The sequence below is a fragment of the Enhydrobacter aerosaccus genome, from assembly GCF_900167455.1.
Taxonomy (GTDB): domain Bacteria; phylum Pseudomonadota; class Alphaproteobacteria; order Reyranellales; family Reyranellaceae; genus Reyranella; species Reyranella aerosaccus.
The window spans coordinates 1,049,512-1,075,520 of sequence record NZ_FUWJ01000002.1; the positions used below are offsets into that span (position 1 = coordinate 1,049,512).

Here is a 26,009-nt window from a genome sequence, read left to right on the forward strand (position 1 = left end):
TAGCAAAATCCGTGCCAACCGCGAAGAAGCTACCGGGCGATGTGCTCAGTGGGCGAAGATATCGACCTCGGGCCAGCCGGCGATGTCGAGCCGGGCCCGGGTCGGCAGGAAGCGGAAAGCCGCCTGGGCCAGTTCCGTGCGCCCTTCCCGCTCCAGCAGCGCATCGAGCTTCGTCTTCAGCGCATGCAGGTGCAGCACATCGGAGGCGGCATAGGTCAGCTGCTCGTCGCTCAGCGTCTCGGCGCCCCAGTCGGAAGTCTGCTGCTGCTTGGACAGATCGACGCCGAGCAGCTCGCGACACAGCTCCTTGAGGCCGAACTTGTCGGTGAAGGTCCGGACCAGCTTGGCGGCGATCTTGGTGCAATAGACCGGCTCGCAACGCACGCCGAGGGCATGCTCGAGGACGGCGATATCGAACCGGCCGAAATGGAACAGCTTCAGCACCGCCGGATCGGCCAGCAGCGCTGCCAGACGCGGCGCCTTGTAGGGTCCGCGCGGCATCTGGACGAGATGGGCATTGCCATCGCCGGACGACAACTGCACCAGGCACAGCCGGTCGCGATGCGGATTGAGCCCCATGGTCTCGGTATCGATTGCCACGACCGGCCCAAGGGTGAGATCGGCCGGAAGATCGCCGCGATGGAGCTTGATTGCCATTTTTACCGGATGCCTCGCACGCCGCGCATGGTGCCCAGGAGAAGACTCGAACTTCCACGCCTCGCGGCGCTAGTACCTGAAACTAGTGCGTCTACCAATTCCGCCACCTGGGCACGGCATGCGGGCTAGTGCGGGCGGTGAGTTAGGGCCCCGTCGCCGTAATGTCAACTACAGCAGACCTTTGCGGCCGAACTCCGTTCGGCTATAGGCAGCGACCATGAGCATCAAGCAGGTCACGGTCTTCGGCGGCAGCGGCTTCGTCGGCCGCGCCATTGTTCAGGCACTGGCGTTGGAGGGGTACCAGATCCGTATCGCCGTCCGGCGTCCGGAGCTTGCCGACTCGGTCACCACGGCCGGCGATGTCGGCCAGATCATGCTGATGCGCACCAATATCCGCATGCCACAGTCGGTCGCCGCCGCCATTGCCGGCAGCCAGGCTGTCGTGAATGCCACAGGCGTGTTCTTCCAGCGCGGCCGGCAGCGCTTCCAGTCGGTCCATGTCGAGGGCGCCAAAGCCATTGGAGCAGCGGCTATTGCCGCCGGCATCGAGCGGCTCATCCATATTTCCGGCATCGGCGCCGACAGCCAGGCCTCGAGGAGCCCGTTCATCCGCTCCAAGGGCGAGGGCGAGCGGGCGATCATCGCCGGCTACGAGACGGCGACAATCCTGCGGCCCAGCGTCGTATTCGGGCCGAACGACCAGGTCTTCAATCGCCTGGCCGGGCTCGCCGCCAAGGCGCCGTTCGTGCCCGTCATCGGCAGCGGCAAGGCGCGGGTTCAGCCGGTCTTCGTAAGCGATGTCGGCGCGGCGGTGGCCGCCGTGCTGCGCCGTCCCGACACCGTCAAGACGGTGTTCGAGCTGGGTGGACCGCGGATCTATACCTATCGCGAACTGGCGGCCCTGGTGCTGCATGAAATCGACCGGGACAAGGCGATCGTCGGCATCCCCGCCGGCCTGATGAAGCTGGCGGCGTTCTTTGCCGAGTTCCTGCCGGTGCCGCCGCTGACCCGCGACCAGATCGATCTGATGCTGGTCGACACCATCGTTCGTCCCGGCGCCCCCTCCCTGCAGACCCTGGGCATCCAGCCCACTGCGGCGGAATCGATCCTGCCGATGTACCTTGACCGCTATCGCATCGGCGGTCGGTACAACCAGCACGCCCCAGCCTGACGTCATCTTCATGTTACGGTGTTGATCTACAAGGCTTTTGCATATCCATCCCGTATAGTACCGATATAAGACTAATTTAGTCCTTGCCGAATCGCATATCGGCATCGAGCTATGGCATACGGAAATCTGATTCGATAATTAGGTCAACTTTATTGACTTTCGACTTCAGGCATGATGAATAGCGGCCACTCGCGCAGCATTCGCGCGGTCGGCGCGTTTTTTGCGTAATAAAATTTCACAGCGTGTTTTAGGGGGCCCGGCATGGCCGAAAGAATGCTGAAGTTCGTGGGAACGCCTCAGGCCCTGCCCGAAAAGCGGCCTGCGGCGGAGCGCCGCCACGATTTCCAGGAGATCTACACCCGCTATGCCCGCGAGAAGGCCTCGGAACAGGCCTCGCGTTGCTCGCAATGCGGCGTGCCCTTCTGTCAGGTCCATTGCCCCCTGCACAACAATATCCCGGACTGGCTGAAGCTCACCGCAGAAGGCCGTCTCGATGAGGCCTACGAGCTTTCGTCCGCCACCAACAATTTTCCTGAGATCTGTGGCCGCATCTGCCCACAGGACCGCCTGTGCGAAGGCAACTGCGTCATCGAAAAGGGATTCGAATCGGTCACCATCGGCTCTGTCGAGAAGTTCATCACCGACACGGCCTGGGACCAGGGCTGGGTGAAGCCGATCCGCCCGCGGCGGGAACGCCCGCAAAGCGTCGGCATCGTCGGCGCCGGACCGGCCGGCCTCGCGGCCGCCGAACAACTGCGCCGCAAGGGCTATCAGGTGGCGGTCTACGATCGCTACGACCGCGTCGGCGGCCTGCTGATCTATGGCATCCCAAACTTCAAGCTCGAGAAGGACGTCGTCCGGCGGCGCGAGACGCTGCTGCGCGACTCGAAGGTCGACTTCCACCTCAATTGCGAGATCGGCCGCGACGTTACCTTGGCCGAGCTGCGCCAGCGTCACGACGCGGTCCTGATCGCGACCGGCGTCTATAAGGCACGCGACATCCAGGCTCCCGGTGTCGGCCTGCCGGGCATCGCCGCGGCCCTCGACTTTCTTACCGCCTCCAATCGCGAGGGCCTGGGCGATGCCGTGCCGGAATTCGAATCGGGTGCGCTGAACGCCAACGGCAAGAACGTGGTCGTGATCGGCGGCGGCGACACCGCGATGGATTGCGTGCGCACCGCCGTGCGCCAGGGCGCCCGGAGCGTGAAGTGCCTGTACCGCCGCGACCGCGGCAACATGCCGGGCTCGCAGCGCGAGGTGAAGCACGCCGAGGAGGAAGGCGTCGAGTTCGTGTGGCTCACCGCGCCGCAATCCTTCCTGGGCAAGGACGAGGTGAGCCATGTCCGCTCGGTGCGTATTCATCTCGGCATGCCCGATGCCTCCGGGCGCCAGACGCCGCAGGAGATCCCCAACAGCCATGTGAACATCGAGGCCGATCTGGTGCTGAAGGCGCTGGGCTTCGACCCCGAGGATCTGCCGTCGATGCTGCAGGAGCCCGACCTCGGCGTGACCGGCTGGGGCACGCTCAAGATCGACTGGCGCAGCATGATGACCAATCTCGATGGCGTGTTCGCGGCCGGCGACATCGTGCGCGGCGCGTCGCTGGTCGTGTGGGCGGTGCGTGACGGCCGCGATGCCGCCGACCGCATCCATTCCTACCTGACGACCAAGGCGGCATCGGTCGCCGTCGCCGCGGAATAGAGCGATGCTGACACTGTATGACTTCATGGGCTCGGGCAACGGCTACAAGGTGCGCCTGCTGCTGGCACAGCTCTGCCTGCCCTACAGGCTGATCGAACGCGACATCCTCAAGGGTGAGACGCGGACGCCCGAGTTCCTGCAGAAGAATCCCAACGGCCGCATCCCTACCCTGCAGCTCGAGGACGGCACCTATCTCGCCGAGTCGGGGGCGATCCTGTGGTACCTCGCGGAGGGCACGGCATTCGCGCCGGCCGATCGCCGCGCGCGCGCCGAGACGTTGCAATGGATGTTCTTCGAACAGTACAGCCACGAACCCTATATCGCGGTCGTGCGCTACTGGCGGCACTTCCTCACCAAGCTGAGCCCGCTGCAGGAACTCGATCTGCCGGAGCGGCTGAAGAAGGGCTATGATGCACTCGAAGTGATGGAACGCCACCTTGAGACGCGTCCGTTCTTCGTCGGCAAGCGTTACGGCCTCGCCGACATCGCGCTCTACGCCTACACCCATGTCGCGCACGAAGGCGAGTTCGATCTCGCCCGCTATCCGCACATCAATGCCTGGCTCGCCCGTGTGGCCGAGCAGCCGGGATACGTCACCATCGACCACAAGCCGACGTAAGGGGGACTAAGACGATGCCGATGATCAATGTGCAGATGTTCGAGGGACGCACCATCGAACAGCGCCGCAAACTGGCCAAGGAACTGACCGACGCCACCTGCCGTGCGCTCGGCTGCGCGCCGGAAGCCGTCCAGATCGTCCTGACCGACGTCAAGAAAGAGAACTGGGCCGAAGCCGGAAAGCTGTTTTCCGACTGATACCCGGCACGAGAGGCTGACGAAGAAACCGGTGTCATCCCGAACGCAGTGAGGGATCTTTCCCGCCGAAGCGACAAGGATCCCTCGCTGCCCTCGGGATGACACCGGTTCGTCCGCAGGCTCGTGCGCCATTAGCTCCTGGAGCAGGAACCCGTCATGTCCGCACAATCCATCGATGCCCAGCAGTTCGTTCGCGAGTACCAGGAAGGCACCGCGCGCCTGACCGAGGCCTATGGCTACAATCCGGCGCAGGAAATGGATTCCTGCGGCGTCGGCCTGGTCGTGGCGCTGGACGGCAAGCGCCGCCGCGACGTCGTCGCCGCCGGCATCGATGCCCTGAAGGCAGTGTGGCATCGCGGCGCCGTCGACGCCGACGGCAAGACCGGCGATGGCGCCGGCATCCATGTCGAGATCCCGCAGGATTTCTTCCGCGAGTATATCCGCGACGCCAGCGGCCTGGAGCCCCAGGTCGGCCGCATCGCCGTCGGCACGGTGTTCCTGCCGCGCACCGATCTCGGCGCGCAGGAGCGCTGCCGCACCATCGTCGAGACCGAAATCCTGCGATTCGGCCATACGATCCTGGGCTGGCGCCAGGTGCCGGTCGACATCTCGGTGATCGGCGAGAAGGCCAACGAGACTCGGCCCGAGATCGAGCAGATCCTGATCGGCCGCGGCGACCTCAAGCTCGACAACCGCGAGTTCGAGAAGCAGCTCTATATCCTGCGCCGGCGCATGGAGAAGGCGGCGATCGCGGAGAACATCTCCGAGTTCTATGTCTGCTCGCTGTCGTGCCGTTCCCTGATCTACAAGGGCATGTTCCTCGCCGAGCATCTGTCGCAGTTCTACCCCGACCTGCTCGACGAACGCTTCACGTCACGCTTTGCGATCTTCCACCAGCGCTACTCGACCAACACCTTCCCGCAATGGAAGCTGGCGCAGCCGTTCCGCGTGCTCGCGCACAACGGCGAGATCAACACGCTGCTGGGCAACGTCAACTGGATGAAGAGCCACGAGGCGCGCCTCGCCCATGACGGCTTCGGTTCCTTCATCGAGGATTTGAAGCCGATCATCCAGCCCGGCGCCTCCGACTCTTCGGCGCTCGACAGCGTGTTCGAACTGCTGGTGCGCGGCCATCGCAACCTGCCGATGGTCAAGACGATGATGATTCCCGAGGCCACGGGCACCAATCCCAACATCCCGGCCAACCACCGCGCCCTTTACCACTACGTGAACGGCGTCATGGAGCCGTGGGACGGACCGGCTGCGATCGCCGCCGTCGCCGGCAAGTGGGCGCTGGTCGGCCTCGACCGCAACGGTCTGCGGCCGATGCGCTATGTCATGACCTCCGACGACCTGCTGATCGCGGGCTCGGAGGCCGGCATGGTGCCGCAGGACGAGGCCAAGATCGTCGAAAAGGGCCGGCTTGGCCCCGGCGAAATGCTGGCGGTCGATATGGACCAGCCGCAGCTCTACAAGGACCGCGAGCTCAAGGACATGCTGGCGGCGACGCACGACTATGCCGCGTGGACGAATCGCACCGTCGAGCTCGACTCGCTGATCAAGCAGGACGCGCCGCACGAACAGCGCTTCAGCGCCGAGGAGTTGCGCCGGCGGCAATATGCGGTGGGCTGGTCGATCGAGGATCTCGAAATGATCCTCCATCCCATGGTCGAGGACGGCAAGGAAGCCGTGGGCTCGATGGGCGACGACGCTCCCCTGGCGGTGCTAAGCGACACCTATCGCGGCATGCACCACTATTTCCGCCAGAACTTCAGCCAGGTGACCAATCCGCCGATCGATAGCCTGCGCGAGCGCCAGGTCATGACGATCCGCACCCGGCTCGGCAATCTCGGCAACATCCTCGACGAATCGCCCGAGCAGAGCGAGATGTTGTCGCTGCAGTCGCCGATCGTGCTCAATGCCGAATTCGAGGCGATGCGCAAGTACATGGGCGACACCGCCGCGCGCATCGACTGCTCCTACGATCCCAAGGGCGGGCTCGACGCCATGCGCCAGGCCTTCGACCGCATCTGCAAGGAAGCCGAGGACGCCGTCCGCAGCGGCTGCCTGCACGTCGTGCTGACGGATGCCAATATCGGCCCCGACCGCGCCGCGCTGCCGATGATCCTGGCCGCGGGCTGCGTGCATTCCTACCTGGTGCGCCAGTCGCTGCGCACCTTCACGTCGCTCAATGTCCGCTCCGGCGAGTGCCTCGACGTGCACTATGTCGCGGTCATCATCGGCGTCGGCGCCACCACGGTGAATCCCTACCTCGCCGAGGAGACCATCGCCGCCCGCCATGCGCGCGGCCTGTTCGGCAAGCTGACGCTCGGCCAGTGCCTCGCCAACTACAAGAAGGCGCTGGACGAGGGACTGCTGAAGGTGATGTCCAAGATGGGCATCTCCGTGCTGTCGTCCTACCGCGGCGGCTGCAACTTCGAGGCGGTCGGCCTGTCGCGCTCCTTGGTGCAGGAGTTCTTCCCCGGCATGCCCTCGCGCATCTCGGGCATGGGCCTACGCGGCGTGCAGGAGGAGATCTCCCAGCAGCATGCGCGGGCCTTCGACGAGGAGGTCATCGCGCTGCCGATCGGTGGCTTCTACAAGTACCGCCGCGGCGGCGATCGCCACAATTTCGAGGGTAACCTCATCCACATGCTGCAGGATGCGGTGAACACCGAATCCTACGGCAAGTACCGCAAGTACACCGAGGCGGTGCGGCGCCTGCCGCCCATCAACCTGCGCGACCTGCTCGACTTCAAGACCGATCGCAAGCCGATCGCCCTCGATGAAGTCGAGTCGATCACCGAACTGCGCAAGCGGCTGGTCGCGCCCGGCATCTCGCTCGGCGCACTCAGCCCCGAAGCACACGAGACGCTGTCCATCGCCATGAACCGGATCGGCGCCAAGTCCGATTCAGGCGAAGGCGGCGAGGATCCGGCCCGCTACAAGCCGCGCGCCAACGGCGACAATGCCTCGTCGGCCATCAAGCAGGTCGCATCGGGCCGCTTCGGCGTCACCGCCGAGTATCTGAACAACTGCCGCGAGCTCGAGATCAAGGTGGCTCAGGGCGCCAAGCCGGGCGAGGGCGGCCAGCTTCCCGGTATCAAGGTCAGCGAGATGATCGCCCGCCTGCGTCATTCGACGCCCGGCGTGACGCTTATCAGCCCGCCGCCGCATCACGACATCTATTCGATCGAGGATCTGGCGCAGCTGATCTACGACCTGAAGCAGATCAATCCCGAAGCGCGCGTGACGGTGAAGCTGGTCGCCCGCTCGGGCATCGGCACCATCGCCGCCGGCGTCGCCAAGGCAAAGGCCGACGTGATCCTGGTGTCCGGCCATAGCGGCGGCACCGGCGCCAGCCCGCAGACCAGCATCAAGTATGCCGGCATCCCGTGGGAGATGGGCCTGTCCGAGACCCACCAGATGCTGACCCTCAACCGGCTGCGCGAGAAGGTGCTGCTGCGCACCGACGGCGGGATCAAGACCGGGCGCGACGTGGTGATCGCGGCCATGCTGGGGGCCGAGGAATACGGCATCGGCACGGCCTCACTGATCGCCATGGGCTGCATCATGGTACGCCAGTGCCATTCCAACACCTGCCCGGTGGGCGTCTGCACCCAGGACGAGAAGCTGCGCGCCAAGTTCGAGGGTTCGCCGGAGAAAGTGGTCAACCTCTTCAGCTTCGTCGCCGAGGAAGTGCGCGAGATCCTGGCCCAGCTCGGCTATCGCTCGCTGACCGAGATCATCGGGCGCTCCGACCTGCTGAAGCAGGTCAATCGCGGCGCGGCTTATCTCGACGACCTCGATCTCAGCCCGCTCTTGACGCGCGCCGACGGCGGACGCGGTGCCGTGCACAGCACCGTCGAGGGCCGCAACGAGGTGCCCGACACGCTCGATGCGCAGATGATCCGCGACGCCCAGCCGCTCTTCACCCACCGCGAGAAGATGCAGCTCCAGTACAGCGTGCGGAACACGCATCGCGCCGTCGGTACGCGGCTCGCCGCCATGATCACGCGCAAGTACGGCATGTCCGAGCTGCAGCCGGATACCGTTACCGTGCGCCTACGCGGCACCGCCGGTCAGTCGCTCGGCGCCTTTGCCGTGCGTGGCATGAAACTCGAGGTGTTCGGCGATGCCAACGATTATGTCGGCAAGGGTCTGTCGGGCGGCACTATCGTCGTGAAGCCCACGGTTTCGAGCCATCTCGTGCCCGAGGCCAACGCCATCATCGGCAACACGGTCCTGTACGGAGCGACGGCCGGCAAGCTGTTCGCTTCGGGTCGCGCCGGCGAACGCTTTGCCGTGCGCAACTCCGGCGCCGATGCCGTGGTCGAGGGCGTCGGGTCAAACGGTTGCGAATACATGACCGGCGGTACGGCCGTGGTGCTGGGTGAGATCGGCGTGAACTTCGCCGCCGGCATGACGGGCGGCATGGCCTTCGTCTACGATCCCGAGGGCGTGTTCGATCTCAAGGTCAATCCCGAGACGGTGCTGTGGCAACGGATCGACCATCCGCATTGGGACGGCGTTCTGAAGGCCATGATCGCGGAACATGTGGCCGAGACCAAGTCGCCTCTGGGCGCGCGACTGCTCAACGACTGGAACCGCGAGGTCGAGCGTTTCTGGCAGGTGGTGCCGAAGGAGATGGTCTCGCGCCTGCCTCAGCCGCTTTCGCTGGTAGAGGAGAAGAGAGCTTAACCGCTACGGGGAGTGTATTGGACCGCGGGCTTCCCGTCCGCGGTCCGGAAGATCATGACTGACAAGACCGTCCCCCGCGCGGCGTGGCTGCAACTCGGCGCCACCATTCTCCTGTTCGGCCTGACCTGGCCGGTGATGAAGATTGGCTTGATGGCCGGCTCGCCGATCTGGCTGGCGGCGGGACGGGCGACGCTTTCGGCCCTCACTGCCTTCGTGCTGCTGGCGCTGCTCGGTCGCCTGAAATGGCCGCCACGCGGCGAATGGCCGGTGATCTTCTCTGTCGGCACGCTGCAGCTTTCCAGTTTTTTCGCGCTCGCCAATCTCGGCGTCCAGAACGTGCCGCCCGGCCGCTCAGGCGTGCTCGCCTACACCACCATGCTCTGGATGGTGCCGCTGTCGCTGCTGGTCGGGGAAAGGGTCGGATGGCGGGCGATTGCGGGGGCGGCGCTCGGCGTCATCGGCATCGTTACGCTGGCCGATCCAGGCCGGCTCGATTGGCACGACCATGCCATCATCATGGGCCATGTCTATCTGCTTCTGGCGGGCTTCACCTGGGCACTCGCCATCATGCACACGCGCCGCCACCGCTGGCACACCAGTCCGCTCGACGTGCTGCCGTGGCAGATGAGCGTGGCAACCGTCCTGCTCTGGCTGCTCGCACTCGTCGCCGAGCCCGACGGCCATCTCGATTTCGACAAATGGCAATTGTGGGTCGCGCTGCTCTATATCGGCTCCTTCGCCGGACCGGCCGGGACCTGGGCCGCCGTCTCCGTCACCCGGGCTCTGCCGCCCATCACCACGTCGCTCGGCATGCTGGGCGTGCCGCTGATGGGCATCCTCTCCTCGATCCTCCTGGTCGGAGAGAAGGTCACGGTGCCGCTGCTGCTCGGCACGGGACTGGTGATTGCCGGCATCGCGATCGTCATCCTCGATCGTCCCACGCCTTCTGGTGCTCAACCAAAATAGGGGAACCGGAACGGCAAATCCGGCTAAGCTTGGGTCAGGGAGGAAGCAATGAACTGGGGCACGATGAGCCGCGCCGAACGTGACGCGGCCTACAACAATTCGATGGCGGTGAAGAACAGCAGTGAGCTGAGCGCGGCCCGCGAGGCCGAGTCGAAGGCATTCCGTCAGGCCCATCCGCAGCATCTCGACTTGCGCTACGGGCCGAAGGAACGCAACACCTGGGACCTGTTCCCGGCGGCCGATCCGAACGCTCCGTGCATCGTCTTCATCCATGGCGGCTACTGGCAGCGCAACAGCAAGGGCATGTTCGCCAACCTGATTGCGGGGCCCCATGCTCATGGCTGGGCTGCCGCCCTGCCCGGCTACACCCTGGCGCCCGACGCCTCACTCACCGAGATCGTGGCCGAGATCAACGCCGCCCTCGACTGGCTCGCCGCCAACGGGCCGGCGCATGGCATCAACGGGCAAGTCGTGCTGTCGGGCTGGTCGGCCGGCGGACATCTTACGGCTGCCTGCCTTGGCCATCCGCGCGTGAACGCGGGTCTCGCCATCTCCGGGGTCCATGAGCTCGGGCCGATTCGCGACACCTATCTGAACGAGAAGCTTCGGCTCAGCGATCTGGAAATCGAACGTCTATCGCCCTTGCGCCTGCCCATGGTGCCGAAGCCGATGGCCATCACCTATGGCACCGCCGAGCTGCCTGCGCTGGTGGGGGATAGCCGCGCCCTTCACGCCAAGCGCTCCGAAGCGCACCTGGCGGGACCACTCGTTCCCGTCGCCGGTGCCAATCACTTCACGATCGTCCACGAGCTGCAGAAGCCCGATGGGGTCCTGACGCGCCAGCTCCTTTTGCTGGCTGACTGAAGACAGTTGGCACGGCCCTTGCTCCCGCCCTCCTTACCGGGGGAGGGAGTGTTGTCATGATCGATCGTCGGCGCCTGCTTGCGGGCTCAGTTCTGGCTGCTGCCACCCTGGCGGCCCCGTCCATTCTCAAGGCCCAAGACCGCACCGTGAAAATGGGCGCGTTGCGGCTCGTCCATTCGATGCCGCCCTATTTCTACGAGCGTTTCCTGCCGCCGGGCATGAAGCTCGAGATCGTGGTGTTCGACAGCCCGACGGACGGCAAGAACGCTGTCGTCACCAAGTCGGTCGATTTCGGCACCTTCGGCATTGCCGCCGCGATCCTGGGCGCAGCCGTCGGCGAGCCGGTCGTCGTGGTCGGCGCCCTGTCCAACAAGGGCATGGGCGTGATCGCCAAGGCCGGAACCGATATGCACACGATCAAGGACCTCAAGGGCAAGAAGGTCGGCATCTGGCCGGGCTCGACCCAGGAGGTCTTCATCCTCGAGCGCCTGAAGATGGAAGGCATGTCCGTCAAGGACATCACGCCCGTGCGCGTCCCGTTCGGCGAGATGCCCGCCATGCTGGCGCGCGGCGACATCGACGCCTATGTCGGTGCCGAGCCGGGGCCGGGCCTGTCGATTTCCACGGGCATCGGGCAGCTGGTCGAATATCCCTACGGGACGGCCATGGGCGGGCTGAACATGATCTTCGCCACCCACGCCGATACCGTCGCCAAGGATCCCAATCTCGTGCTGGCGATGCTGAAGACGCATCGCAAGGCGGTCGAGTTCATGACCGAGAACACGCCGGCGGTGGTCGACATGTCGGTGCAGAAGCTCGGTGCCAACCGCGCCGCCGTCGAGCAGGCGCTGGGGGCGCACAACGTCGAGTATGTCTGGAAGCTCGACGATACGGTGCAGGGCCAGGCCAAGACCTACGCCCAGCACATGCTCAACCTGAAGCAGATCCGCGCCCTGCCCGACTTCGGAACCTTCCTCAATCCCAGGTTCTCGAACGAACTCGCCGCCAGCTGAGGCGCGCGACATGGCTGTCGCCGAGACCAGCTCCGGGCCGGCCGTCGCGGTGCGGCGGTCGCTCTCTCACGCCTTCTGGCAGCGCCTGCGACCGACGACGCTCGCCCTGATCGTGCCACTGCTCCTGCTGGCCTTCTGGCAGGTGGCGACCACGAACCGATGGACGCTGCTGATCCCGACTCCCTACGAAGTCGGCCAGGAGATGGTCGATTTCGCGGTCGGCGGGCTCTACGACGATGCCTATTCCGGCACGCTCCTGACGCACCTTCTCGCTTCCATGAGCCGCGTCTATGGTGGCTTCGCCCTGGCGGCGTTGTTCGCCTTGCCAATCGGCATGATGGTCGGGCGCATGCAGACCGCGCGCATGCTGCTCGATCCGTTCCTGCAGCTGATGCGGCCGATTCCCGTCACCGCCTGGCTGCCACTGTCGATGATCCTGTTCGGCCTGGGGGCGAAGTCGGCCTTCGCCCTGGTCTGCCTCGGCGCCTTCTATCCGATCCTGCTCAACACCACCTTCGGCGTGCGCTCCGTCGATCCCAAGCTGTTCGAGGCGGCGTCGATGCTGGGCTGCCGCGGCAGCGCCCAGTTCTACAAGGTCGTGCTGCCGGCGGCGACGCCGTCGATCTTCACCGGCCTGCGGCTAGGCCTCGGGCTGGCGTGGTTCGTGATCGTGGTCGGCGAGATGACCGGCGTGCCGCAAGGGCTGGGGGCGGTCATCATGGATGGCCGCACGCTGTCGCGCACCGAGCTGGTCATCTGCGGCATGATCGTGATCGGCCTCGCCGGCTATGTCTCGGACCGGCTGGTCGTGGCGCTCGGCAATCGCCTGCTGCGCTGGAGCCCGAGCCATCATGGTTGACGCCTCGCCCATCATCGAGATCAGCCGCGTCTCGAAGACCTTCCAGCTCCAGCAGCAGACCATCCAGGCGCTGTCCGATGCCAACCTGTCGATCGCCAAGGGCGAATTCGTCTGCCTGATCGGCGCCTCGGGCTGTGGCAAGTCGACCCTGCTGCGCATCATGGCGGGCTTCGAGCAGCCCTCCTCCGGCCAGGCGCTGATGTGGGGCAAGCCCATCACTGGCCCCGATCCCAGCCGGGGCATGGTGTTCCAGGACTACGCGCTGTTCCCGTGGCTGACGGTGCGGGAGAATATCGGCTTCGGCCCGGCCGCGCGCGGGCTGGCCCGCTCGCAGGTCAGGGAGACGGTCGACAAGTTCGTCGAGCTGGTGGGGCTCACGAAGTTCGCCGATGTCTATCCGCACCAGCTTTCGGGCGGCATGAAGCAGCGCGTGGCGATCGCGCGCGTGCTGGCCAACGACGCCGAGCTGGTGCTGATGGACGAGCCGTTCGGCGCGCTCGACGCGATGACGCGCGAGCGCCTGCAGGACGAGCTGCTGGAGATCTGGCAGCGCACGAAGCTCACCGTGGTGTTCGTCACGCATGCGATCGAGGAGGCGATCTTCCTTGCCAATCGAGTCGTGGTGATGACCCCGGGGCCGGGCCGCATCGAGAGCGACAACGCGCTCGATCTCGCCCGCCCGCGCGATGTGGCGAGCCCGGAATTCAACGCGGTCCGCCGTGCACTGGGCGCCAAGCTGCACAGTCATCACGGTCGCAAGGCGGCGTGATCAGCATCGTCGAAAGGACGTCAGCGACGGCCAGCTCCTGGGTCACCAGCGATAGCGGATCGACGCAGTGCCAGCATAACTCTGTGAAATGCCCGAGAATTCACCATCGAATCTGGCCACCACCGACATCTGTGGTGTGAGGAGATATTCACCGCTCACCGACGCCAGTGCCGAGTCAGAGGACGGTGTCGCGCCGTTTACGATGAAGGTCGATCCAGGCAGCGCCTGAAAGGCAGCTACGACGGTCGGATTGGTGATAAAGTCGTGCGCCCACGCCAGCCGCCCGCGCAGCATCAGCGGTTTGCCGTCGGCTTGCATCTGGTTGTCAAAGCGGGCGCCGAGCTCGGTGCGTGTATCGGTGGCGTCAGAGGCATTGTAATTGAGTCCGAAGCCGCCGCCCGTTCGGTCCGTCTCACCGTAAGCCGGCGTATGAAAGGTCTGGTACTGCACAGCGCCATACGGCGTGATTCCGACATTTTGGGATGTTGTCGCGAAGCGATAGCCTCCCTCGGCCCGCGCTGCGTAGCTCTGCGCCGTGAAGCGCGCCGTCAGCTGATCCCCCAACGCCGATCGGCTCGTGTTCACGAGATGCTCCGCGAATGCCAATCCCGCCGACGCATAAGCCGGACCGTCCCGCGTCATTCCGTAAAGACCGGCTTGGAACGACGTGCTGTTGCCACCTCCCAGTCCGCCACCAAGTCCCCAGTTCATGCCGCCTGCCGCAATCGCGATACCCAGCAGCGTCTCACGCGAATAGTTGTAATCGAGGCCTGCCGCACCACCATAGGTGCTGGCCGTCACGCTACTCGTGCCGACCATATTGTTGCCGCTTGTATTGCCCCCGCCACCGAAGCCGGCGCCCCACGCCGCCCATCGCCGTTGCCATGCCGCGTCGAGGTCGGCGGCCTCGAGGTCGCAGCCGCAGAAGGCATCCTCTTTCATTACGCCAGCCGAAGGTTGTGCCGATGACGCTGGCCCCGATTGCGGTCCGCTCGGACCACATGCCCGTCCCGAAACGCACGGATCCAGCATCAACGCCATGAACTGCGTCATCATCGATGTTGCGCCGATCCGGCTACCCGTCATCGCCTGGCCAGCAAGCTGAGATAGCGAAGCAGACAAATTGCCGCCGGACAGATTGAACAGGCCGGTAAAGTTCGGCGGTAACGGACCGCCGGAATTGAAGTAGTTATTGATGCCGGCTGCGACGCTTTGCTGGTTCTGGTTGAAACCTTCGCCGCCCAATCCCTGCGGTTGTGCCAGCAGCGCCGTGAGATTCAGGTAGGCATCGGTTGATGAATAGGAAAGGCTTGCTGCGAACGCCCGGGGAAGGTTCGCCGTGGTGAAGCCGGAGAAGGTCGAGCCGCCCAACCCTGTCGAATGAAGAATTAGGTAAGTCTTTTGCAGATATCCGCCCGGCGCAAAGCTCGCAAGGACGGTCCCATTCAAGGTCGCATTGCCGATGACGTTGGCAAAGGTGGATGCCGTCGGGTTCACGTAAATTTGGTAGGAAGAGCCGACGGCCAAGGTCAGGCTTCCCGCGATTGTCATTGATGTGCCGGGTGCGTTCGCGGCACCTGGAGAGAGGATGCCGCCCGCGTTCACTTGAAGTGTCCCCACAGCGCCGACACCGCTCAAGGTGCCGCCACTCGCGACGGTCGTCAGGCCGGCACTCGTGATCGAACCAGAGACATTGAGAGTCCCCCCGCTCACCACCCAGTTGGACGTCGAAGTCTGAGTACCCGTTAACGTCCAGATACCGCTTCCGGTCTTTTCATAGCTGCCAAAGTTCTGAAACTGCAGGCCTAAGGCCGAGACGTCGAAGGTCCCGCCGGTCGTCCCGCCAAGCTGCAGTTTGTCGGCGGCACTGAATGCCGCGACATTGCCCGTGATCGTCGATCCAGCCTGCAATTGCAGGATATTGGTGCCACCCGTAAAGGTAACAGCATCAGCTCGTACGCCCGCACCTGACAGGCCCCCGCTGATGCTGCCGCCGTTAATGATATTCAGGTTACTGCCGATGATGCCTACGCCGCCGACGCCGGCCGCGCCGGCATCGCCGGTGCCGCCTCCGGCTGCCCCACCGTTACCACCTGCGATCATCCCGACGTTCCGAATGGTTAATGTCGCGCCGGTGACACCCGCAGCGCCGCTTCCACCATTGCCATTGCCACCAGTCAGACTGCCGCCACCAGCACCGCCATTGCCGCCAGTGATACTGCCCGAGTTGATTAACTCGGCGCCGGTCGCACTGAAGGCAATGCCGAGCCCACCATCGCCGCCACCGCCGGCATAGTCGTGGGTGGACACTCCACCATTGCCGCCGCTGCCCCCAGCGATGCTTGACCTATTGGTATAGGTAATCGCGGCATTGACTACCGCCCCGTATCCTCCCTCCCCGCCGCCACCGCCGCCGCCGAGGCTGCCCTGGCTGCCGCCAGCGCCGCCACCACCCCCGCTCAAAGGCGAAGCATTGGTGGTCGCCGTGGTGACGACCGCACCATGAGCGCCGCCGCCACCGCCGCCGCCGCCCTGTTGTAAACCAAATATCGCGTCCGCGCCGGCCCCGCCCGACCCTCCCGGCGATACCGCGCCTGCACCTCCGCTCGCGGAGCCAGCGCTGCCGGAACCACCGCTGCCACCGGTAACTCCCGCACCGCCGCCGCCGCCTGCAGTCAGGCCTGATCCAGAAGCGCCGACACCACCTGCCGAGTTGGCACTTCCACTACCGCCGGGAGCCGACACGCCGGGCGACCCACCGCCTCCAGCGCCGCCACTGTCTGCTAGCGCCACGGCATTGCAGAACAACACAAGCGCGAAAGCCAATCCGGATGACGAGGCCAACGATTTCCTTCCGGACATTCTCAACCTCGATCCACAGCGAACTTCCGGGTCGCGTCGCGCGCCGCTGGAATCGGGAGTACTCATTTCCGCTTCAACGCGCAATACGTGTATTATTTGTCTATCACTATCCCAGGACGAGAAGCAGACCACCCCGTCAAGCCTTCGGCCGGACGGACACCGACGAACCAATGCGTGGAACTGGGTCGAATCAGCGACAGTATTTGAGCATGCGCGGTTATGAAGACCTCTGTATTAATGAATACGGGAGTACATCGTTGTAGTGGGCAGCGTTCGACAATGACTAAGGCCAAGGGGAAAGGCCCTTCCTTCCGTCTGGCACAAGCTCCAGGGCCCGATCAGATCCGGCTGTTCTGTTACCTGTTCTTCAATCTCAGCCAGCGCATCGACAACGCCCGCCGTCGGGCCTATGCCGGCGACCTCGAGGTCGCCTTGATCTCGGAAGCGATTGCGCTCTCGGCGATCGAGCCGCTGATGCGGGATCCGCAGATGCGCGACCACTTCCGGAGCGTGCGGAACGTCGTCGGGGTCGAGGGCCAGCGCGGTGTCAATGCGCTGTCGATCGCCGCGGCCACCGGCATTCCCCGCGAGACCGTGCGGCGCAAGATCAGGAAGCTGATCGAGCTTGGCGCCATCACCCAGGTGAAGCGTGGCGAATATGTGATGAAGCCGGGCTTCCTGCAGCGGACCGAGAACCTGGCCTTGCTCCAGCAGGCCATCAACGACACCATCCGGTTCATCAATACCGCCCTGGATCAGGGGCTCTTCACCTTGACCGGTGACGAGCCCACGGCACCGTCCAGCCGCACAGCGCGACCGCATTGACAGCCGGCGAGCCGCTCCCGCATATGCGAAAGGCACGGATTGCAGGAAGAGGCGATGGCGAACAAGGTCTACAAGGATGCCAAGTCGGCGCTCGATGGTCTGCTGAGCGACGGGCTGATGCTGATGTGTGGCGGCTTCGGGCTGGTCGGCATTCCCGACAAGCTGATCCAGGCGGTCCGTGACTCGGGCGTGACGGGTCTGACCTGCGTCAGCAACAATGCCGGCATCGACGGCGCCGGATTGGGCCTGTTGCTGGAGACCGGGCAGATCAAGAAGATGATCTCGTCCTATGTCGGCGAGAACAAGACCTTCGCCAAGCTCTATCTCGAGGGCAAGCTCGAGCTGGAGTTCAACCCACAGGGTACGCTGGCCGAGCGCGTGCGCGCCGGCGGCGCCGGCATTCCCGCCTTCTACACCAAGACCGGCGTCGGCACGCTGGTGGCCGAAGGCAAGGAGACCAAGGTGTTCGACGGCGAGGAATACGTGATGGAGCGCGGCCTGTTCGGCGACATCGCGCTGGTCAAGGCCTGGAAGGGCGATACCGCCGGCAACCTCGTCTATCGCAAGGCCGCGCGGAACTTCAATCCGATGATGGCGACCGCGGCCAAGGTCTGCGTCGCCGAGGTCGAGGAGCTGGTGCCGGTGGGGCAGATCGATCCCGATCATGTACACACGCCGGCCGTGTTCGTGCAGCGCATCTTCTGTGGTGCGCCATACGAGAAGAAGATCGAGCAGCGCACCACGCGCAAGGCTTAGGAGAGCGAAGATGGCTTGGACCCGCGATCAGATGGCGGCGCGCGCCGCCAAGGAACTGAAGGACGGCTTCTACGTCAATCTCGGCATCGGCATTCCGACGCTGGTCTCGAATTACGTGCCCGAGGATGTCGACATCACACTGCAGAGCGAGAACGGCATGCTGGGCGTCGGCCCGTTCCCGTTCGACAACGAGGTCGATGCCGACATCATCAATGCCGGCAAGCAGACGGTGACCGAGGTGAAAGGTACCTCGTATTTCAGCTCGGCCGACAGCTTCGCCATGATCCGCGGCGGCCATATCGACCTGTCGATCCTGGGCGCCATGGAAGTGGCGGAGAACGGCGATCTCGCCAACTGGATGATCCCGGGCAAGATGGTGAAGGGCATGGGCGGGGCGATGGATCTCGTCGCCGGCGTGAAGCGCGTCATCGTCACCATGGAGCATGTCTCCAAGGACGGTCAGTCGAAGCTCCTCAAGGCCTGCACCCTGCCGCTGACCGGCCGGCGCGTGGTCGACATGGTGATCAGCGAGCTCGGCGTGTTCACGGTCGACAAGCACGGCGCCGGCGGCGTCACCCTGCTCGAGCTGGCCGATGCCGTCAGCGTCGACGAGGTCAAGGCCAAGACCCAGGCCAAGCTCTCGATCGCGCCGGGCCTCAAGGTCGTCGCCTGAACGTCAGGCGGATCGAGACAGCCATCGACATCGCCGCCCGTCCGGCGGCGGTGTGGGACGAGTTGATCGATTTCGCCACCTACCCGGACTGGAACCCCTTCATCTGCCGCCTGTCCGGCGAAGCGTCGGTCGGCGCCAGGCTGGCCGTCACGGTGCAGCCGCCCGGCCGTCGGGCAGTCACCTTCAAGCCGACGGTCCTCGCCGCGACGCCGGGCCGTGAACTGCGCTGGCTGGGCCGCACGGTTCTGCCCGGCCTGCTCGATGGCGAGCACGGCTTCGTCCTGGAGCCGAAGGCCGGCGGTTGCCGCCTGCGCCAGCAAGAGACCTTCAGTGGATTGCTGGTACCGCTGCTCTCGGATCTATTGGCCGATACCGAGCGCGGCTTCATCGACATGAACCAGGCGCTCAAGCATCGGATCGAGAACCGCTGTTAGAGCGCGATGCTGCGGCGCCTCACCACTTGGCCAGGAACTGGCGCAGCGGCTCGGCGCCGGGATTGGTGAAGCGACGGTCGATCACGATCGCGCGGCCGGTCGCATCGGCGCCATAGTAGAGCGCGTTCCAGTCGTTGTCGGCGTCGATGTACGAGCCTTCGAGCGAGGCGCCGGCAAACAGGCCGTTAGAGTTGGCGAAGGCGACGATGTCGCCGCCCGCGGCCGCCGTGGTCGCCCCTTCGAAGCCCGCGCCGACCGCGACCATGGTCACGCCGGCTTCAGCGCCGAACTTGAACTTCTTGTCCAGGATCGCGTTCAGGCCCTTCTCGGTGCGGATGATGAACACGATCTCCGAGACCTTGCCACCGACCTGCAGGCCGATGCTGCCGGAGCCCATGAAGTAGAAGGCCGGATACGACCAGTCGTTGGGCCGGCTCTGCGCCACCAGCACGCCGCGCCCGCCGGCAGCGCCGAGGATGAAGCCACCCTGCACCAATTCGGGAATGATGATCAGGCCCTTGGCGCTGGGCATGAGCTTGAGCGCGTCGGGGAAGTCCTTGCCACTCAGCACCTTCTGCGCCGACTGCAGGCATTGATCGACCAGCGCCTGGCGTCGCGCATCGGCGCGGGCGACCGTGGCGCCGATGAACGGCGCGGCCAGGGACGCCATGCTGCCGGCCAGGACGGATCGGCGATCGAGCTTCATTGACTGCTCCTTGGTTGGCGGGCCGGCGCCGGGGAAGCGCCTTCGTGGCCACAACATCGAATCATACCATGGTTCGGGGCCGAATTGCGGCCTCAGCCCCGCGGCGCCGGGCGATCTTTTAGTGTCAACGGCAGCCCGGCGGTCATCAGGATGACGCGGTCGGCCCGCTCGGCCATGCGCATGTTGAGGCGGCCCTGCGCGTCGCGGAAGGCTCGCCCGAGCGGCGTCTCGGGGACGATGCCGAGACCGACTTCGTTGCTCACGAACAGCACTGGTGACGCGAGTCCTTCGAGCGAACGCACCAGCTCGTCGGCCGCCTCGTCGAGATCGGCGCCGGCATGCATCAGGTTCGATAGCCAGAGCGTGAGGCAATCGACGAGGATCGGCTGGCGCGGCGCGGCTGCGCCCTGGATCGCGACGGCCAGCTTCAACGGCTCCTCGATCGTGGTCCAACCACCGCCGCGCCGCGCCCGGTGCGCCATGATGCGCGTCGCCATCTCGACATCGCCGGCCTGCGCGGTGGCGATATAGACGGCCTGCCGCGGCAGCCCACCGAACAGCGTGCCGGTCGCCAGCTTCTCCGCATGCGTGCTCTTGCCGGAACGTGCACCGCCCAGCACTAGCGTCACGGGCGGCAAGGATGAAGACCTTGTATGCTCCATCAGTGGAAGCCGGCAGTCACCAGCCAGCAGGCGCCGGGCAGACGAATGCCGTCGGGGCTCTCGTGCGGCTTGAGCACCTCAGCGACGGCCTTCAGCGCCTTGTCGCGCGCGTCGGGCGCCGCCTCGGCGAGCAGCCGCGACAGCGGTCCGAATCGCACCAGGCTGTCCAACACGGCGGCAACGTCACGGCCCAACAGGACCGGACGGTCGATCGCCTCGAAGCGCGGCGTGCCGAATCCAGCCGCGGTCAGGATGCGTTCGACATGCGCCCTGTCGCCGAAGGCATATTGGCCGGGCTCTTCCGGTCCCGGCCGCTCGAACGGCGGCAGGAACGGCGCCGCCGCCCGCAGCGGCACCAGGCCCCAGGGATTCTCCTGCGGGGTGCGCCAGCAGATGAACACCAGCCGACCGCCGGGCTTGAGTGCGCGGTGCAGGTTGCGGAAAGCCGCCACTGGATCGGCGAAGAACATGACGCCGAAGCGCGAGAAGATGAGATCGATGCTGGCGGCCTCGAATGCCTGGGTCGCGGCATCACCGACGACGAAGGTCGCGTTGGCCGGCGCCTGCTGCCGCGCCGCCGCCACCAGCACTTCGGATATATCGACCCCGAGCACGCGCCCACCCGGCTGGACTGCCCGCGCCAGCACGGCCGAGGTCTCACCGGTGCCGCAGCCGACATCCAGCACCGATTCGCCTGGCTTCGCCGCGGCCGCCGTGAGGACAGCGTCGCCGAAACTGGCAACCGTCTGCTGGATGCGCTGGTACGACGCCAGCCAGCCTTCGCCGCCCGGCCCGTTCCAGAACGACGCCTGTTCGGCGGCGAGTTCGGCCTGCGTCTTCATGCCTTGCTCGCCTCGGCATGGCTGGCATGGGCATGGGCCTGCACGATCTGGCGCGGCATGTAGTTGGTGAAGACGACACGCCAGGCATGCTCTGGATCGGCCTGCTCGAAATGCTCGATCAGCGTGACCGAGACATTCTCGATCTCGAAGCGCACGGCAGCCTCGGGATGCATGTTGAAGGCGTGTGCGAGCGCGGCGCGGATGGTGCCGCCATGCGCCGTCGCGACGATGTCGCGGCCGCGGTATTTCTCGGTCAGTCGCTCGATGCTGCGCACCGTGCGCTCGCGCAGATCGACGAAGCTCTCGCCGCCCGGCGGTCGCCGCTCGGGAGGCGCCAGCCAGAAGAGATGGTTGTCGCCGTGCCGCTCGGCGATCTCGGCATAGGTGAGGCCCTGCCACTCGCCGAAATGCTGCTCGGCCAGATCGGGATCGATCAACACCTCGCCGAACTCGGCGCCGGCCTTGCCCAGACTCTCGGCGGTCTTGCGCGCACGCAGGAGGTTGGAGGAGTACCAGACCGCACCCTTCGGCAGGAGCGCCGCCTGGTGGCGGAACAGCTCCTCGTTGCTGACGTCGCAATCCTTATCGAACTGCCCGTAGCACTTGCGCTCCGGATTGGGCACCGGCGCATGCCGCACCCACCACCAGCGCGTGATCGATCCGGTGATCTTGGCTCCCGTCGCCATGCCTGCTCCTCGAAATGAACCCGTGTTGCGTGCGCGGCTTATCTAGTGGGCAATGAACAGCGCCGCCACCACGAGAAACGCCAGCTCGGCGGCTTGCTCGATCGCGCCCAGCGTGTCGCCGGTATAGCCGCCGATCCGTTCCGCGATCCAGCGCGCCCCGAACCACGCCACCGCGATCGCCGCCGCAGGCGCCAGGATGGCAGCGAAGAAGCCCTTGCCGACCAGCAGGATGAAGGCGAGCACGCCGCCGATGCCGATCGCCAGCGCGACGCCATTGTCGGTGGGCTTGCCGGCCTGCGCGCCGAGCCCATTGCCGTGCACCGGCGCATAGGCGAGCAGCGGATAGGCCAGCACGGCGCGCGACATCGCATGAGCGGCCATCAGCACCGCAAGCCCCGTCCCGCCGCTGAACTGCGCCAGGCAGGCGATCTTGATGATCACCGACAACGCCAGCGCCAACACGCCGAACGTGCCGTTGCGGCTGTCTCGCATGATCTCCAACCGCCGCTCGGGCTCCAGCCCGTGCGGGCCGAGCCCGTCGGCCGTATCGGCCAGGCCATCCTCGTGCAGGGCGCGTGTAGTCAGCACCGCCGCCCCGACGGCCAGGGCGGCGGCGAGCCAGCCTGGCCCCGCGACGGCGCGCACGATGGCAAAGACCAGTCCGGCCGCCAGCCCGACGGCCGCGCCCACGAACGGCAGCACCGGCAAGACGTCGGCCAACGGCCAGCGCGGCAGGCCGACATCGAACTTCACGCCGGTGAAGAACGACGCCTGCTCCTTGAAGGCCTGCAGCCATTCGTCGAACGACGCCGGTTGATTGGCCGAGATGGCTTCGGGGAACTCGTTGGGGCTGGTCATGGCGCGCCAAATATAGGATGGTCCGCGCCCTCTATGAACGCCCCAGCCGCCACTTTCGACGAAATCCGCCGCATCCTGCGCGACCTGCCGGGACCGGACCTCACGGCCCAGACCGAGGTGGTTCGCCGCCAGGTCGAATTGACCAAGCCGCCCGGCTCGCTGGGCCGTCTGGAAGAGCTGGCCGAATGGCTTGGCGCCTGGCAGGGCCGCGCCCGGCCGCGCATCGAGCGCCCGCGCATCGCGGTCTTCGCCGGCACGCATGGCGTCGCCCGCCTCGGCGTCTCGGCCTATCCGCCGGAAGTCACCCGGCAGATGGTGCAGAACTTCCTGCGTGGCGGTGCCGCGATCAACCAGCTCGCCACCTCGATCGATGCCGACCTGCGCATCTACGAGCTCGACCTCGACCATCCCACCGCGGACTTCACGCAGGGCCCGGCGATGACCGAGGCGCGCACCGCCAATGCCATCGCCTACGGCATGATGGCACCCGAGCCCGGTATCGACGTGCTGTGCCTGGGCGAGATGGGCATCGCCAACACGACCAGCGCCGCCACCCTGTGCGCTGCGCTGTTCGGCGGCAGCGCCGCGGACTGGGCCGGTCCGGGAACCGGCGTCACCGGCTCCGCCTTCGCCACCAAGATCGCCGTGATCGACCAGGCCCTGGCGCAGCACAAGGCGACGATCGAGGCGCGTGATCCGCTGGCCATCCTCGCGGCCGTGGGCGGCGAGGAGTTCGCCGCCATCGCCGGCGCCGTGATCGCCGCCCGCATGGGCCGCATCCCCGTGCTGCTCGACGGCTACGCCTGCACCGCCGCCGCCGCGGTGCTCTACGCCTTCGACCCGCACGCGCTCGATCATTGCCGCGTCGCCCATCGCTCGGCCGAACCCGGCCACAAGCGCCTGCTGGAAGCGATCGGCCAGCGTCCGTTGCTCGACCTCGACATGCGCCTGGGCGAAGGCTCGGGCGCGGCGCTCGCGGTGCCGATCCTCAAGGCGGCGGCCGCCTGCCACGACGGCATGGCGACCTTCGCCGAAGCCGGCGTCAGCGGAAAGAGCTGAGCGAAACTTCCCGATCCTTCCCACAGCGCGGGAAGCCTCGAAGCCAGACGGCACAAGGCTTTCCATCGATTCTTCCCGCGAGTCGCCTCCCCCTCTCCCGCCAGCAAACTAAAAAATCGCGAGGCTCGCGAGGATTGGCCTGAAACGTTGATGCCACGGCATTTTACGCGGGTCCTCGCGACGCTCGCGAGTGTCGCGAGCCTGGCGCCGAAGGCTCTCGCCGCGCAGACGCGCGTGGAAAGCATCGGCAGAGCGGCGAGCATCAGAGCGAAGGAGCAGACAAAGAAGGGCGACATGCCCGCATCATGCGCCCAAGCGGTTCAGGTCCCTATTATGGTCGTCAATGATGGTGAATGAACGGTATCGATTGCACAGCGGCAGAAGTCCAGTCGATCCTCCGTGACCTTCCGTGCCCGACATCGTGCTTACGGGACGCCCGATGCAACATTAGGACTCGGGTTCGATGTAGGATCGTCAGTCAGAATGCGTAAGCCGGCGTCCGGTTGGAACATTGCATCTGGATCGCGCGCAGCCTCCGAGACCGAGACAACCGATTCTGCGCCAGAGCATCCTCCTCCCGGCAACAAAGATCACGCCGCGGTGCGGAGAGGGGTGGCGCGTTCGATCCGCTCGCGTTCGTGGGGACTATTCATCGCCTCCCAGAGATCACTGCGGCGCTGGACATTAAGCCAGAAGTCGGCGCTGTTGCCGAACACGCGCGCGAGAATGAGCGCTGTCGCCGCCGTCACGGTCCGCCGGTTGTTGCACAGCTCGTTGACGTGCTTGCGCTGAACGCCCATCGCCTCAGCCAGTGCGCCCTGGGTTAGCCCCATCGGCTGCATGAACTCTTCCATCAGGATTTCGCCGACTGTGGCCGGCTTGCGCTTCGTCGTCAGCATGGTTTGCCTCATCGGTGACTGTGGTCGTCGAGATAGACGCCTTCCGCCTCCCCGCGCCTGCCGTCCCATCGGAAAATCAGCCGCCACTGACTGTTGACACGGATGGAATGGAATCCTGCAAGATTGCCACGCAGCTTCTCGAAGTGGTTGCTGGGTGGCACACGGAGGTCCTGATCGGTCATCGCATCGTCGATCATCTGGAGTTTGCGAAAGAGCCGGTTGTCGAGGTCCGACGGGATATGTCGCGACCGTGTGTCCTCGACAAAGAACGCACGCAGCACGCGTCCCGAAAGCTCACGATCATTCGGTGACTCCACTTATGAGTCTATGTACCACTCACCGGTACAAACCACAAATGCCGATGCTGTCTTGAGGCGGATGACGCGGGCACATCGATATCATTGAGCTTCTGGCTGGAAGTGCCAGCAGAGGGGGCAATGGGACAATCCAGTGACAGCAAAACTGTTTCTCCCAAGCACTGAGCCAGGCGCCTTCTGGGCAATGACGCACAGCAACTCGAGCATTTCACACGATTTTGCGCCATGCCCGCGAATTCTGCGCCAAAGGCTCTTCGCCGCGCGGACATATGCCGATACAGCTCAGGCACCTATTATGGCCGTCGATGGTAGGGAGTGAATGGGACTGATTGCACACCGGCATTTAGCCTCATCGCAGAGGTCCTTTTCGCCCGCGGCAAATGTCTCCTCCTAAACATCGACCGGGCCGCCCTAGTTGCCCATATGTTTAGCGATTTCGGCGTTCGCCCTTCGTCGCTCCAGTTCCTCCGCAACGGCTGCATGTACACAGACTTTGTTGACAGGGTTGAGGACGGTGCCGAGCGATTTGGCGATCACGAGGGCAACCGGTATCCCGACCAAAGAAAAGCATGCTGCGAAGGCTTGAATTGCGCTGATAGCCGTGAAGACCAAGCCAAACGGCAGGTACACAATCATGACGATTGTCGAATAGCTCTTCCAAAGGGGATTCTGGGTCACCTTCAGATCGGCCTTGCTAACCATTGCATGACCAAATGGAGCAAAGAGAAACTTACCGAATTCCATCAACCCCAGTCCAATAGGCGCCGCTATGACCGTCGCCGTCAGGAGAAGCCCTAGAAGCCAATAAAAGGTTGCCGTGACAAACCCCAGGAAGGGAATGTGCCAAAGAATGTTACCCAGAGTCCTCATCTGGTCCCCCTTGCTCCCACCGACGGCAGGGTGTCACGCGACT

The 26,009-nt window shown here is 65.2% G+C and carries 24 protein-coding genes, 1 tRNA gene and 1 pseudogene; 15 read left to right on the plus strand and 11 right to left on the minus strand.

Going from position 1 to position 26,009, the window contains the following annotated elements; genetic code table 11:
* Nucleotides 1-45 precede the first annotated feature (45 nt).
* Complete coding sequence (locus B5D62_RS14320) at nucleotides 46-657, minus strand: ribonuclease D (protein ID WP_085934519.1); 612 nt, start codon at nucleotides 655-657, stop codon at nucleotides 46-48.
* A gap of 28 nt (nucleotides 658-685) precedes the next feature.
* Nucleotides 686-770 (minus strand) — tRNA-Leu (locus tag B5D62_RS14325).
* Between the two features lie 104 nt (nucleotides 771-874).
* Between B5D62_RS14325 and B5D62_RS14330 the strand changes: the two genes are divergently transcribed.
* From B5D62_RS14330 to B5D62_RS14375, 10 genes are all read left to right on the plus strand, one after another.
* Entirely contained in the window at nucleotides 875-1,828 is a 954-nt protein-coding gene (locus B5D62_RS14330) for a complex I NDUFA9 subunit family protein (protein WP_085934520.1), read from the plus strand.
* A 261-nt stretch (nucleotides 1,829-2,089) separates the two neighbouring features.
* The gene (locus tag B5D62_RS14335) at nucleotides 2,090-3,529 is read left to right on the plus strand and encodes an NAD(P)-dependent oxidoreductase (RefSeq protein ID WP_085934521.1); all 1,440 of its coding nucleotides are present in this window, start codon (nucleotides 2,090-2,092) and stop codon (nucleotides 3,527-3,529) included.
* 4 nt (nucleotides 3,530-3,533) lie between these two features.
* Complete coding sequence (locus tag B5D62_RS14340) at nucleotides 3,534-4,148, plus strand: glutathione S-transferase family protein (RefSeq protein WP_085934522.1); 615 nt, start codon at nucleotides 3,534-3,536, stop codon at nucleotides 4,146-4,148.
* Nucleotides 4,149-4,162: 14 nt separating this feature from the next.
* Nucleotides 4,163-4,345 carry a 4-oxalocrotonate tautomerase gene (locus B5D62_RS14345; protein ID WP_085934523.1) on the plus strand — a complete coding sequence of 61 codons (183 nt, stop codon included), beginning with the start codon at nucleotides 4,163-4,165 and terminating at the stop codon, nucleotides 4,343-4,345.
* Nucleotides 4,346-4,501: 156 nt separating this feature from the next.
* Nucleotides 4,502-9,046, plus strand: a complete 4,545-nt coding sequence (gene gltB / locus B5D62_RS14350) for a glutamate synthase large subunit (RefSeq protein ID WP_085934524.1) — start codon at nucleotides 4,502-4,504, stop codon at nucleotides 9,044-9,046.
* Nucleotides 9,047-9,100: 54 nt separating this feature from the next.
* Nucleotides 9,101-10,012: a DMT family transporter gene (locus tag B5D62_RS14355; protein WP_139373875.1), complete on the plus strand. Its 912-nt coding sequence runs from the start codon at nucleotides 9,101-9,103 to the stop codon at nucleotides 10,010-10,012.
* A 48-nt stretch (nucleotides 10,013-10,060) separates the two neighbouring features.
* On the plus strand, nucleotides 10,061-10,876 hold the full coding sequence (locus B5D62_RS14360) for an alpha/beta hydrolase (RefSeq protein ID WP_085934526.1): 816 nt from the start codon (nucleotides 10,061-10,063) through the stop codon (nucleotides 10,874-10,876).
* A gap of 56 nt (nucleotides 10,877-10,932) precedes the next feature.
* The gene (locus B5D62_RS14365; RefSeq protein ID WP_085934527.1) at nucleotides 10,933-11,889 is read left to right on the plus strand and encodes an ABC transporter substrate-binding protein; all 957 of its coding nucleotides are present in this window, start codon (nucleotides 10,933-10,935) and stop codon (nucleotides 11,887-11,889) included.
* 10 nt (nucleotides 11,890-11,899) lie between these two features.
* Nucleotides 11,900-12,748, plus strand: a complete 849-nt coding sequence (locus B5D62_RS14370) for an ABC transporter permease (RefSeq protein ID WP_085934528.1) — start codon at nucleotides 11,900-11,902, stop codon at nucleotides 12,746-12,748.
* Complete coding sequence (locus B5D62_RS14375) at nucleotides 12,741-13,517, plus strand: ABC transporter ATP-binding protein (RefSeq protein ID WP_085934529.1); 777 nt, start codon at nucleotides 12,741-12,743, stop codon at nucleotides 13,515-13,517. Before B5D62_RS14370 ends, B5D62_RS14375 begins: the two co-directional genes overlap by 8 nt.
* 42 nt (nucleotides 13,518-13,559) lie before the next feature.
* Here B5D62_RS14375 and B5D62_RS14380 read toward each other — a convergent pair whose 3' ends face one another.
* Complete coding sequence (locus B5D62_RS14380; protein WP_170920937.1) at nucleotides 13,560-16,379, minus strand: autotransporter family protein; 2,820 nt, start codon at nucleotides 16,377-16,379, stop codon at nucleotides 13,560-13,562.
* 279 nt (nucleotides 16,380-16,658) lie between these two features.
* Here B5D62_RS14380 and B5D62_RS14390 point away from each other — a divergent pair, with 279 nt between their 5' ends.
* Genes B5D62_RS14390 through B5D62_RS14405 form a run of 4 tightly spaced genes read left to right on the plus strand, consistent with a single transcriptional unit; the run spans nucleotide 16,659 to nucleotide 19,067 of the window.
* On the plus strand, nucleotides 16,659-17,204 hold the full coding sequence (locus tag B5D62_RS14390) for a helix-turn-helix domain-containing protein (RefSeq protein WP_085934531.1): 546 nt from the start codon (nucleotides 16,659-16,661) through the stop codon (nucleotides 17,202-17,204).
* A 54-nt stretch (nucleotides 17,205-17,258) separates the two neighbouring features.
* Entirely contained in the window at nucleotides 17,259-17,960 is a 702-nt protein-coding gene (locus B5D62_RS14395; RefSeq protein WP_085934532.1) for a CoA transferase subunit A, read from the plus strand.
* A gap of 10 nt (nucleotides 17,961-17,970) precedes the next feature.
* On the plus strand, nucleotides 17,971-18,633 hold the full coding sequence (locus B5D62_RS14400; protein ID WP_085934533.1) for a CoA transferase subunit B: 663 nt from the start codon (nucleotides 17,971-17,973) through the stop codon (nucleotides 18,631-18,633).
* Between the two features lie 11 nt (nucleotides 18,634-18,644).
* Nucleotides 18,645-19,067, plus strand: a complete 423-nt coding sequence (locus B5D62_RS14405; protein WP_218191081.1) for an SRPBCC domain-containing protein — start codon at nucleotides 18,645-18,647, stop codon at nucleotides 19,065-19,067.
* 19 nt (nucleotides 19,068-19,086) lie between these two features.
* Here B5D62_RS14405 and B5D62_RS14410 read toward each other — a convergent pair whose 3' ends face one another.
* The 5 genes from B5D62_RS14410 to B5D62_RS14430 all read right to left on the minus strand — a co-directional run bounded on the left by B5D62_RS14410 (nucleotide 19,087) and on the right by B5D62_RS14430 (nucleotide 22,821).
* A complete protein-coding gene (locus B5D62_RS14410; protein WP_170920938.1) occupies nucleotides 19,087-19,773 on the minus strand; it encodes a lipid-binding SYLF domain-containing protein in 687 nt (228 codons plus the stop codon).
* A 92-nt stretch (nucleotides 19,774-19,865) separates the two neighbouring features.
* Nucleotides 19,866-20,435, minus strand: a complete 570-nt coding sequence (gene cobU, locus B5D62_RS14415; protein WP_085934535.1) for a bifunctional adenosylcobinamide kinase/adenosylcobinamide-phosphate guanylyltransferase — start codon at nucleotides 20,433-20,435, stop codon at nucleotides 19,866-19,868.
* A complete protein-coding gene (locus tag B5D62_RS14420; protein WP_085934536.1) occupies nucleotides 20,435-21,277 on the minus strand; it encodes a class I SAM-dependent methyltransferase in 843 nt (280 codons plus the stop codon). Before B5D62_RS14420 ends, cobU begins: the two co-directional genes overlap by 1 nt.
* A complete protein-coding gene (locus B5D62_RS14425; protein WP_085934537.1) occupies nucleotides 21,274-21,963 on the minus strand; it encodes a histidine phosphatase family protein in 690 nt (229 codons plus the stop codon). Before B5D62_RS14425 ends, B5D62_RS14420 begins: the two co-directional genes overlap by 4 nt.
* A 42-nt stretch (nucleotides 21,964-22,005) precedes the next feature.
* Nucleotides 22,006-22,821, minus strand: a complete 816-nt coding sequence (locus B5D62_RS14430; RefSeq protein ID WP_085934538.1) for an adenosylcobinamide-GDP ribazoletransferase — start codon at nucleotides 22,819-22,821, stop codon at nucleotides 22,006-22,008.
* A 33-nt stretch (nucleotides 22,822-22,854) separates the two neighbouring features.
* On the opposite strand from B5D62_RS14430, the gene cobT reads away from it, so the two are divergent.
* The gene (gene cobT / locus B5D62_RS14435; protein ID WP_085934539.1) at nucleotides 22,855-23,880 is read left to right on the plus strand and encodes a nicotinate-nucleotide--dimethylbenzimidazole phosphoribosyltransferase; all 1,026 of its coding nucleotides are present in this window, start codon (nucleotides 22,855-22,857) and stop codon (nucleotides 23,878-23,880) included.
* A 590-nt stretch (nucleotides 23,881-24,470) separates the two neighbouring features.
* Here the strand turns inward: cobT and B5D62_RS14445 are convergent.
* The 3 genes and pseudogenes from B5D62_RS14445 to B5D62_RS14455 all read right to left on the minus strand — a co-directional run bounded on the left by B5D62_RS14445 (nucleotide 24,471) and on the right by B5D62_RS14455 (nucleotide 25,966).
* Entirely contained in the window at nucleotides 24,471-24,779 is a 309-nt protein-coding gene (locus tag B5D62_RS14445) for a HigA family addiction module antitoxin (RefSeq protein ID WP_085934541.1), read from the minus strand.
* An 8-nt stretch (nucleotides 24,780-24,787) separates the two neighbouring features.
* Nucleotides 24,788-25,083 (minus strand): annotated as a pseudogene (locus B5D62_RS14450) (type II toxin-antitoxin system RelE/ParE family toxin).
* A gap of 424 nt (nucleotides 25,084-25,507) precedes the next feature.
* Nucleotides 25,508-25,966 carry a YccF domain-containing protein gene (locus B5D62_RS14455; RefSeq protein ID WP_085934542.1) on the minus strand — a complete coding sequence of 153 codons (459 nt, stop codon included), beginning with the start codon at nucleotides 25,964-25,966 and terminating at the stop codon, nucleotides 25,508-25,510.
* Between the last annotated feature and the right edge of the window lie 43 nt (nucleotides 25,967-26,009).

Bases quoted from the DNA above. Each gene is read 5' to 3' on its own strand.
- B5D62_RS14320 (WP_085934519.1), bottom strand. From the start codon at position 657: ATGGCAATCAAGCTCCATCGCGGCGATCTTCCGGCCGATCTCACCCTT.
- B5D62_RS14330 (WP_085934520.1), top strand. From the start codon at position 875: ATGAGCATCAAGCAGGTCACGGTCTTCGGCGGCAGCGGCTTCGTCGGC.
- B5D62_RS14335 (WP_085934521.1), top strand. From the start codon at position 2,090: ATGGCCGAAAGAATGCTGAAGTTCGTGGGAACGCCTCAGGCCCTGCCC.
- B5D62_RS14340 (WP_085934522.1), top strand. From the start codon at position 3,534: ATGCTGACACTGTATGACTTCATGGGCTCGGGCAACGGCTACAAGGTG.
- B5D62_RS14345 (WP_085934523.1), top strand. From the start codon at position 4,163: ATGCCGATGATCAATGTGCAGATGTTCGAGGGACGCACCATCGAACAG.
- gltB (WP_085934524.1), top strand. From the start codon at position 4,502: ATGTCCGCACAATCCATCGATGCCCAGCAGTTCGTTCGCGAGTACCAG.
- B5D62_RS14355 (WP_139373875.1), top strand. From the start codon at position 9,101: ATGACTGACAAGACCGTCCCCCGCGCGGCGTGGCTGCAACTCGGCGCC.
- B5D62_RS14360 (WP_085934526.1), top strand. From the start codon at position 10,061: ATGAACTGGGGCACGATGAGCCGCGCCGAACGTGACGCGGCCTACAAC.
- B5D62_RS14365 (WP_085934527.1), top strand. From the start codon at position 10,933: ATGATCGATCGTCGGCGCCTGCTTGCGGGCTCAGTTCTGGCTGCTGCC.
- B5D62_RS14370 (WP_085934528.1), top strand. From the start codon at position 11,900: ATGGCTGTCGCCGAGACCAGCTCCGGGCCGGCCGTCGCGGTGCGGCGG.
- B5D62_RS14375 (WP_085934529.1), top strand. From the start codon at position 12,741: ATGGTTGACGCCTCGCCCATCATCGAGATCAGCCGCGTCTCGAAGACC.
- B5D62_RS14380 (WP_170920937.1), bottom strand. From the start codon at position 16,379: ATGTCCGGAAGGAAATCGTTGGCCTCGTCATCCGGATTGGCTTTCGCG.
- B5D62_RS14390 (WP_085934531.1), top strand. From the start codon at position 16,659: ATGACTAAGGCCAAGGGGAAAGGCCCTTCCTTCCGTCTGGCACAAGCT.
- B5D62_RS14395 (WP_085934532.1), top strand. From the start codon at position 17,259: ATGGCGAACAAGGTCTACAAGGATGCCAAGTCGGCGCTCGATGGTCTG.
- B5D62_RS14400 (WP_085934533.1), top strand. From the start codon at position 17,971: ATGGCTTGGACCCGCGATCAGATGGCGGCGCGCGCCGCCAAGGAACTG.
- B5D62_RS14410 (WP_170920938.1), bottom strand. From the start codon at position 19,773: ATGAAGCTCGATCGCCGATCCGTCCTGGCCGGCAGCATGGCGTCCCTG.
- cobU (WP_085934535.1), bottom strand. From the start codon at position 20,435: ATGGAGCATACAAGGTCTTCATCCTTGCCGCCCGTGACGCTAGTGCTG.
- B5D62_RS14420 (WP_085934536.1), bottom strand. From the start codon at position 21,277: ATGAAGACGCAGGCCGAACTCGCCGCCGAACAGGCGTCGTTCTGGAAC.
- B5D62_RS14425 (WP_085934537.1), bottom strand. From the start codon at position 21,963: ATGGCGACGGGAGCCAAGATCACCGGATCGATCACGCGCTGGTGGTGG.
- B5D62_RS14430 (WP_085934538.1), bottom strand. From the start codon at position 22,821: ATGACCAGCCCCAACGAGTTCCCCGAAGCCATCTCGGCCAATCAACCG.
- cobT (WP_085934539.1), top strand. From the start codon at position 22,855: ATGAACGCCCCAGCCGCCACTTTCGACGAAATCCGCCGCATCCTGCGC.
- B5D62_RS14445 (WP_085934541.1), bottom strand. From the start codon at position 24,779: ATGCTGACGACGAAGCGCAAGCCGGCCACAGTCGGCGAAATCCTGATG.
- B5D62_RS14455 (WP_085934542.1), bottom strand. From the start codon at position 25,966: ATGAGGACTCTGGGTAACATTCTTTGGCACATTCCCTTCCTGGGGTTT.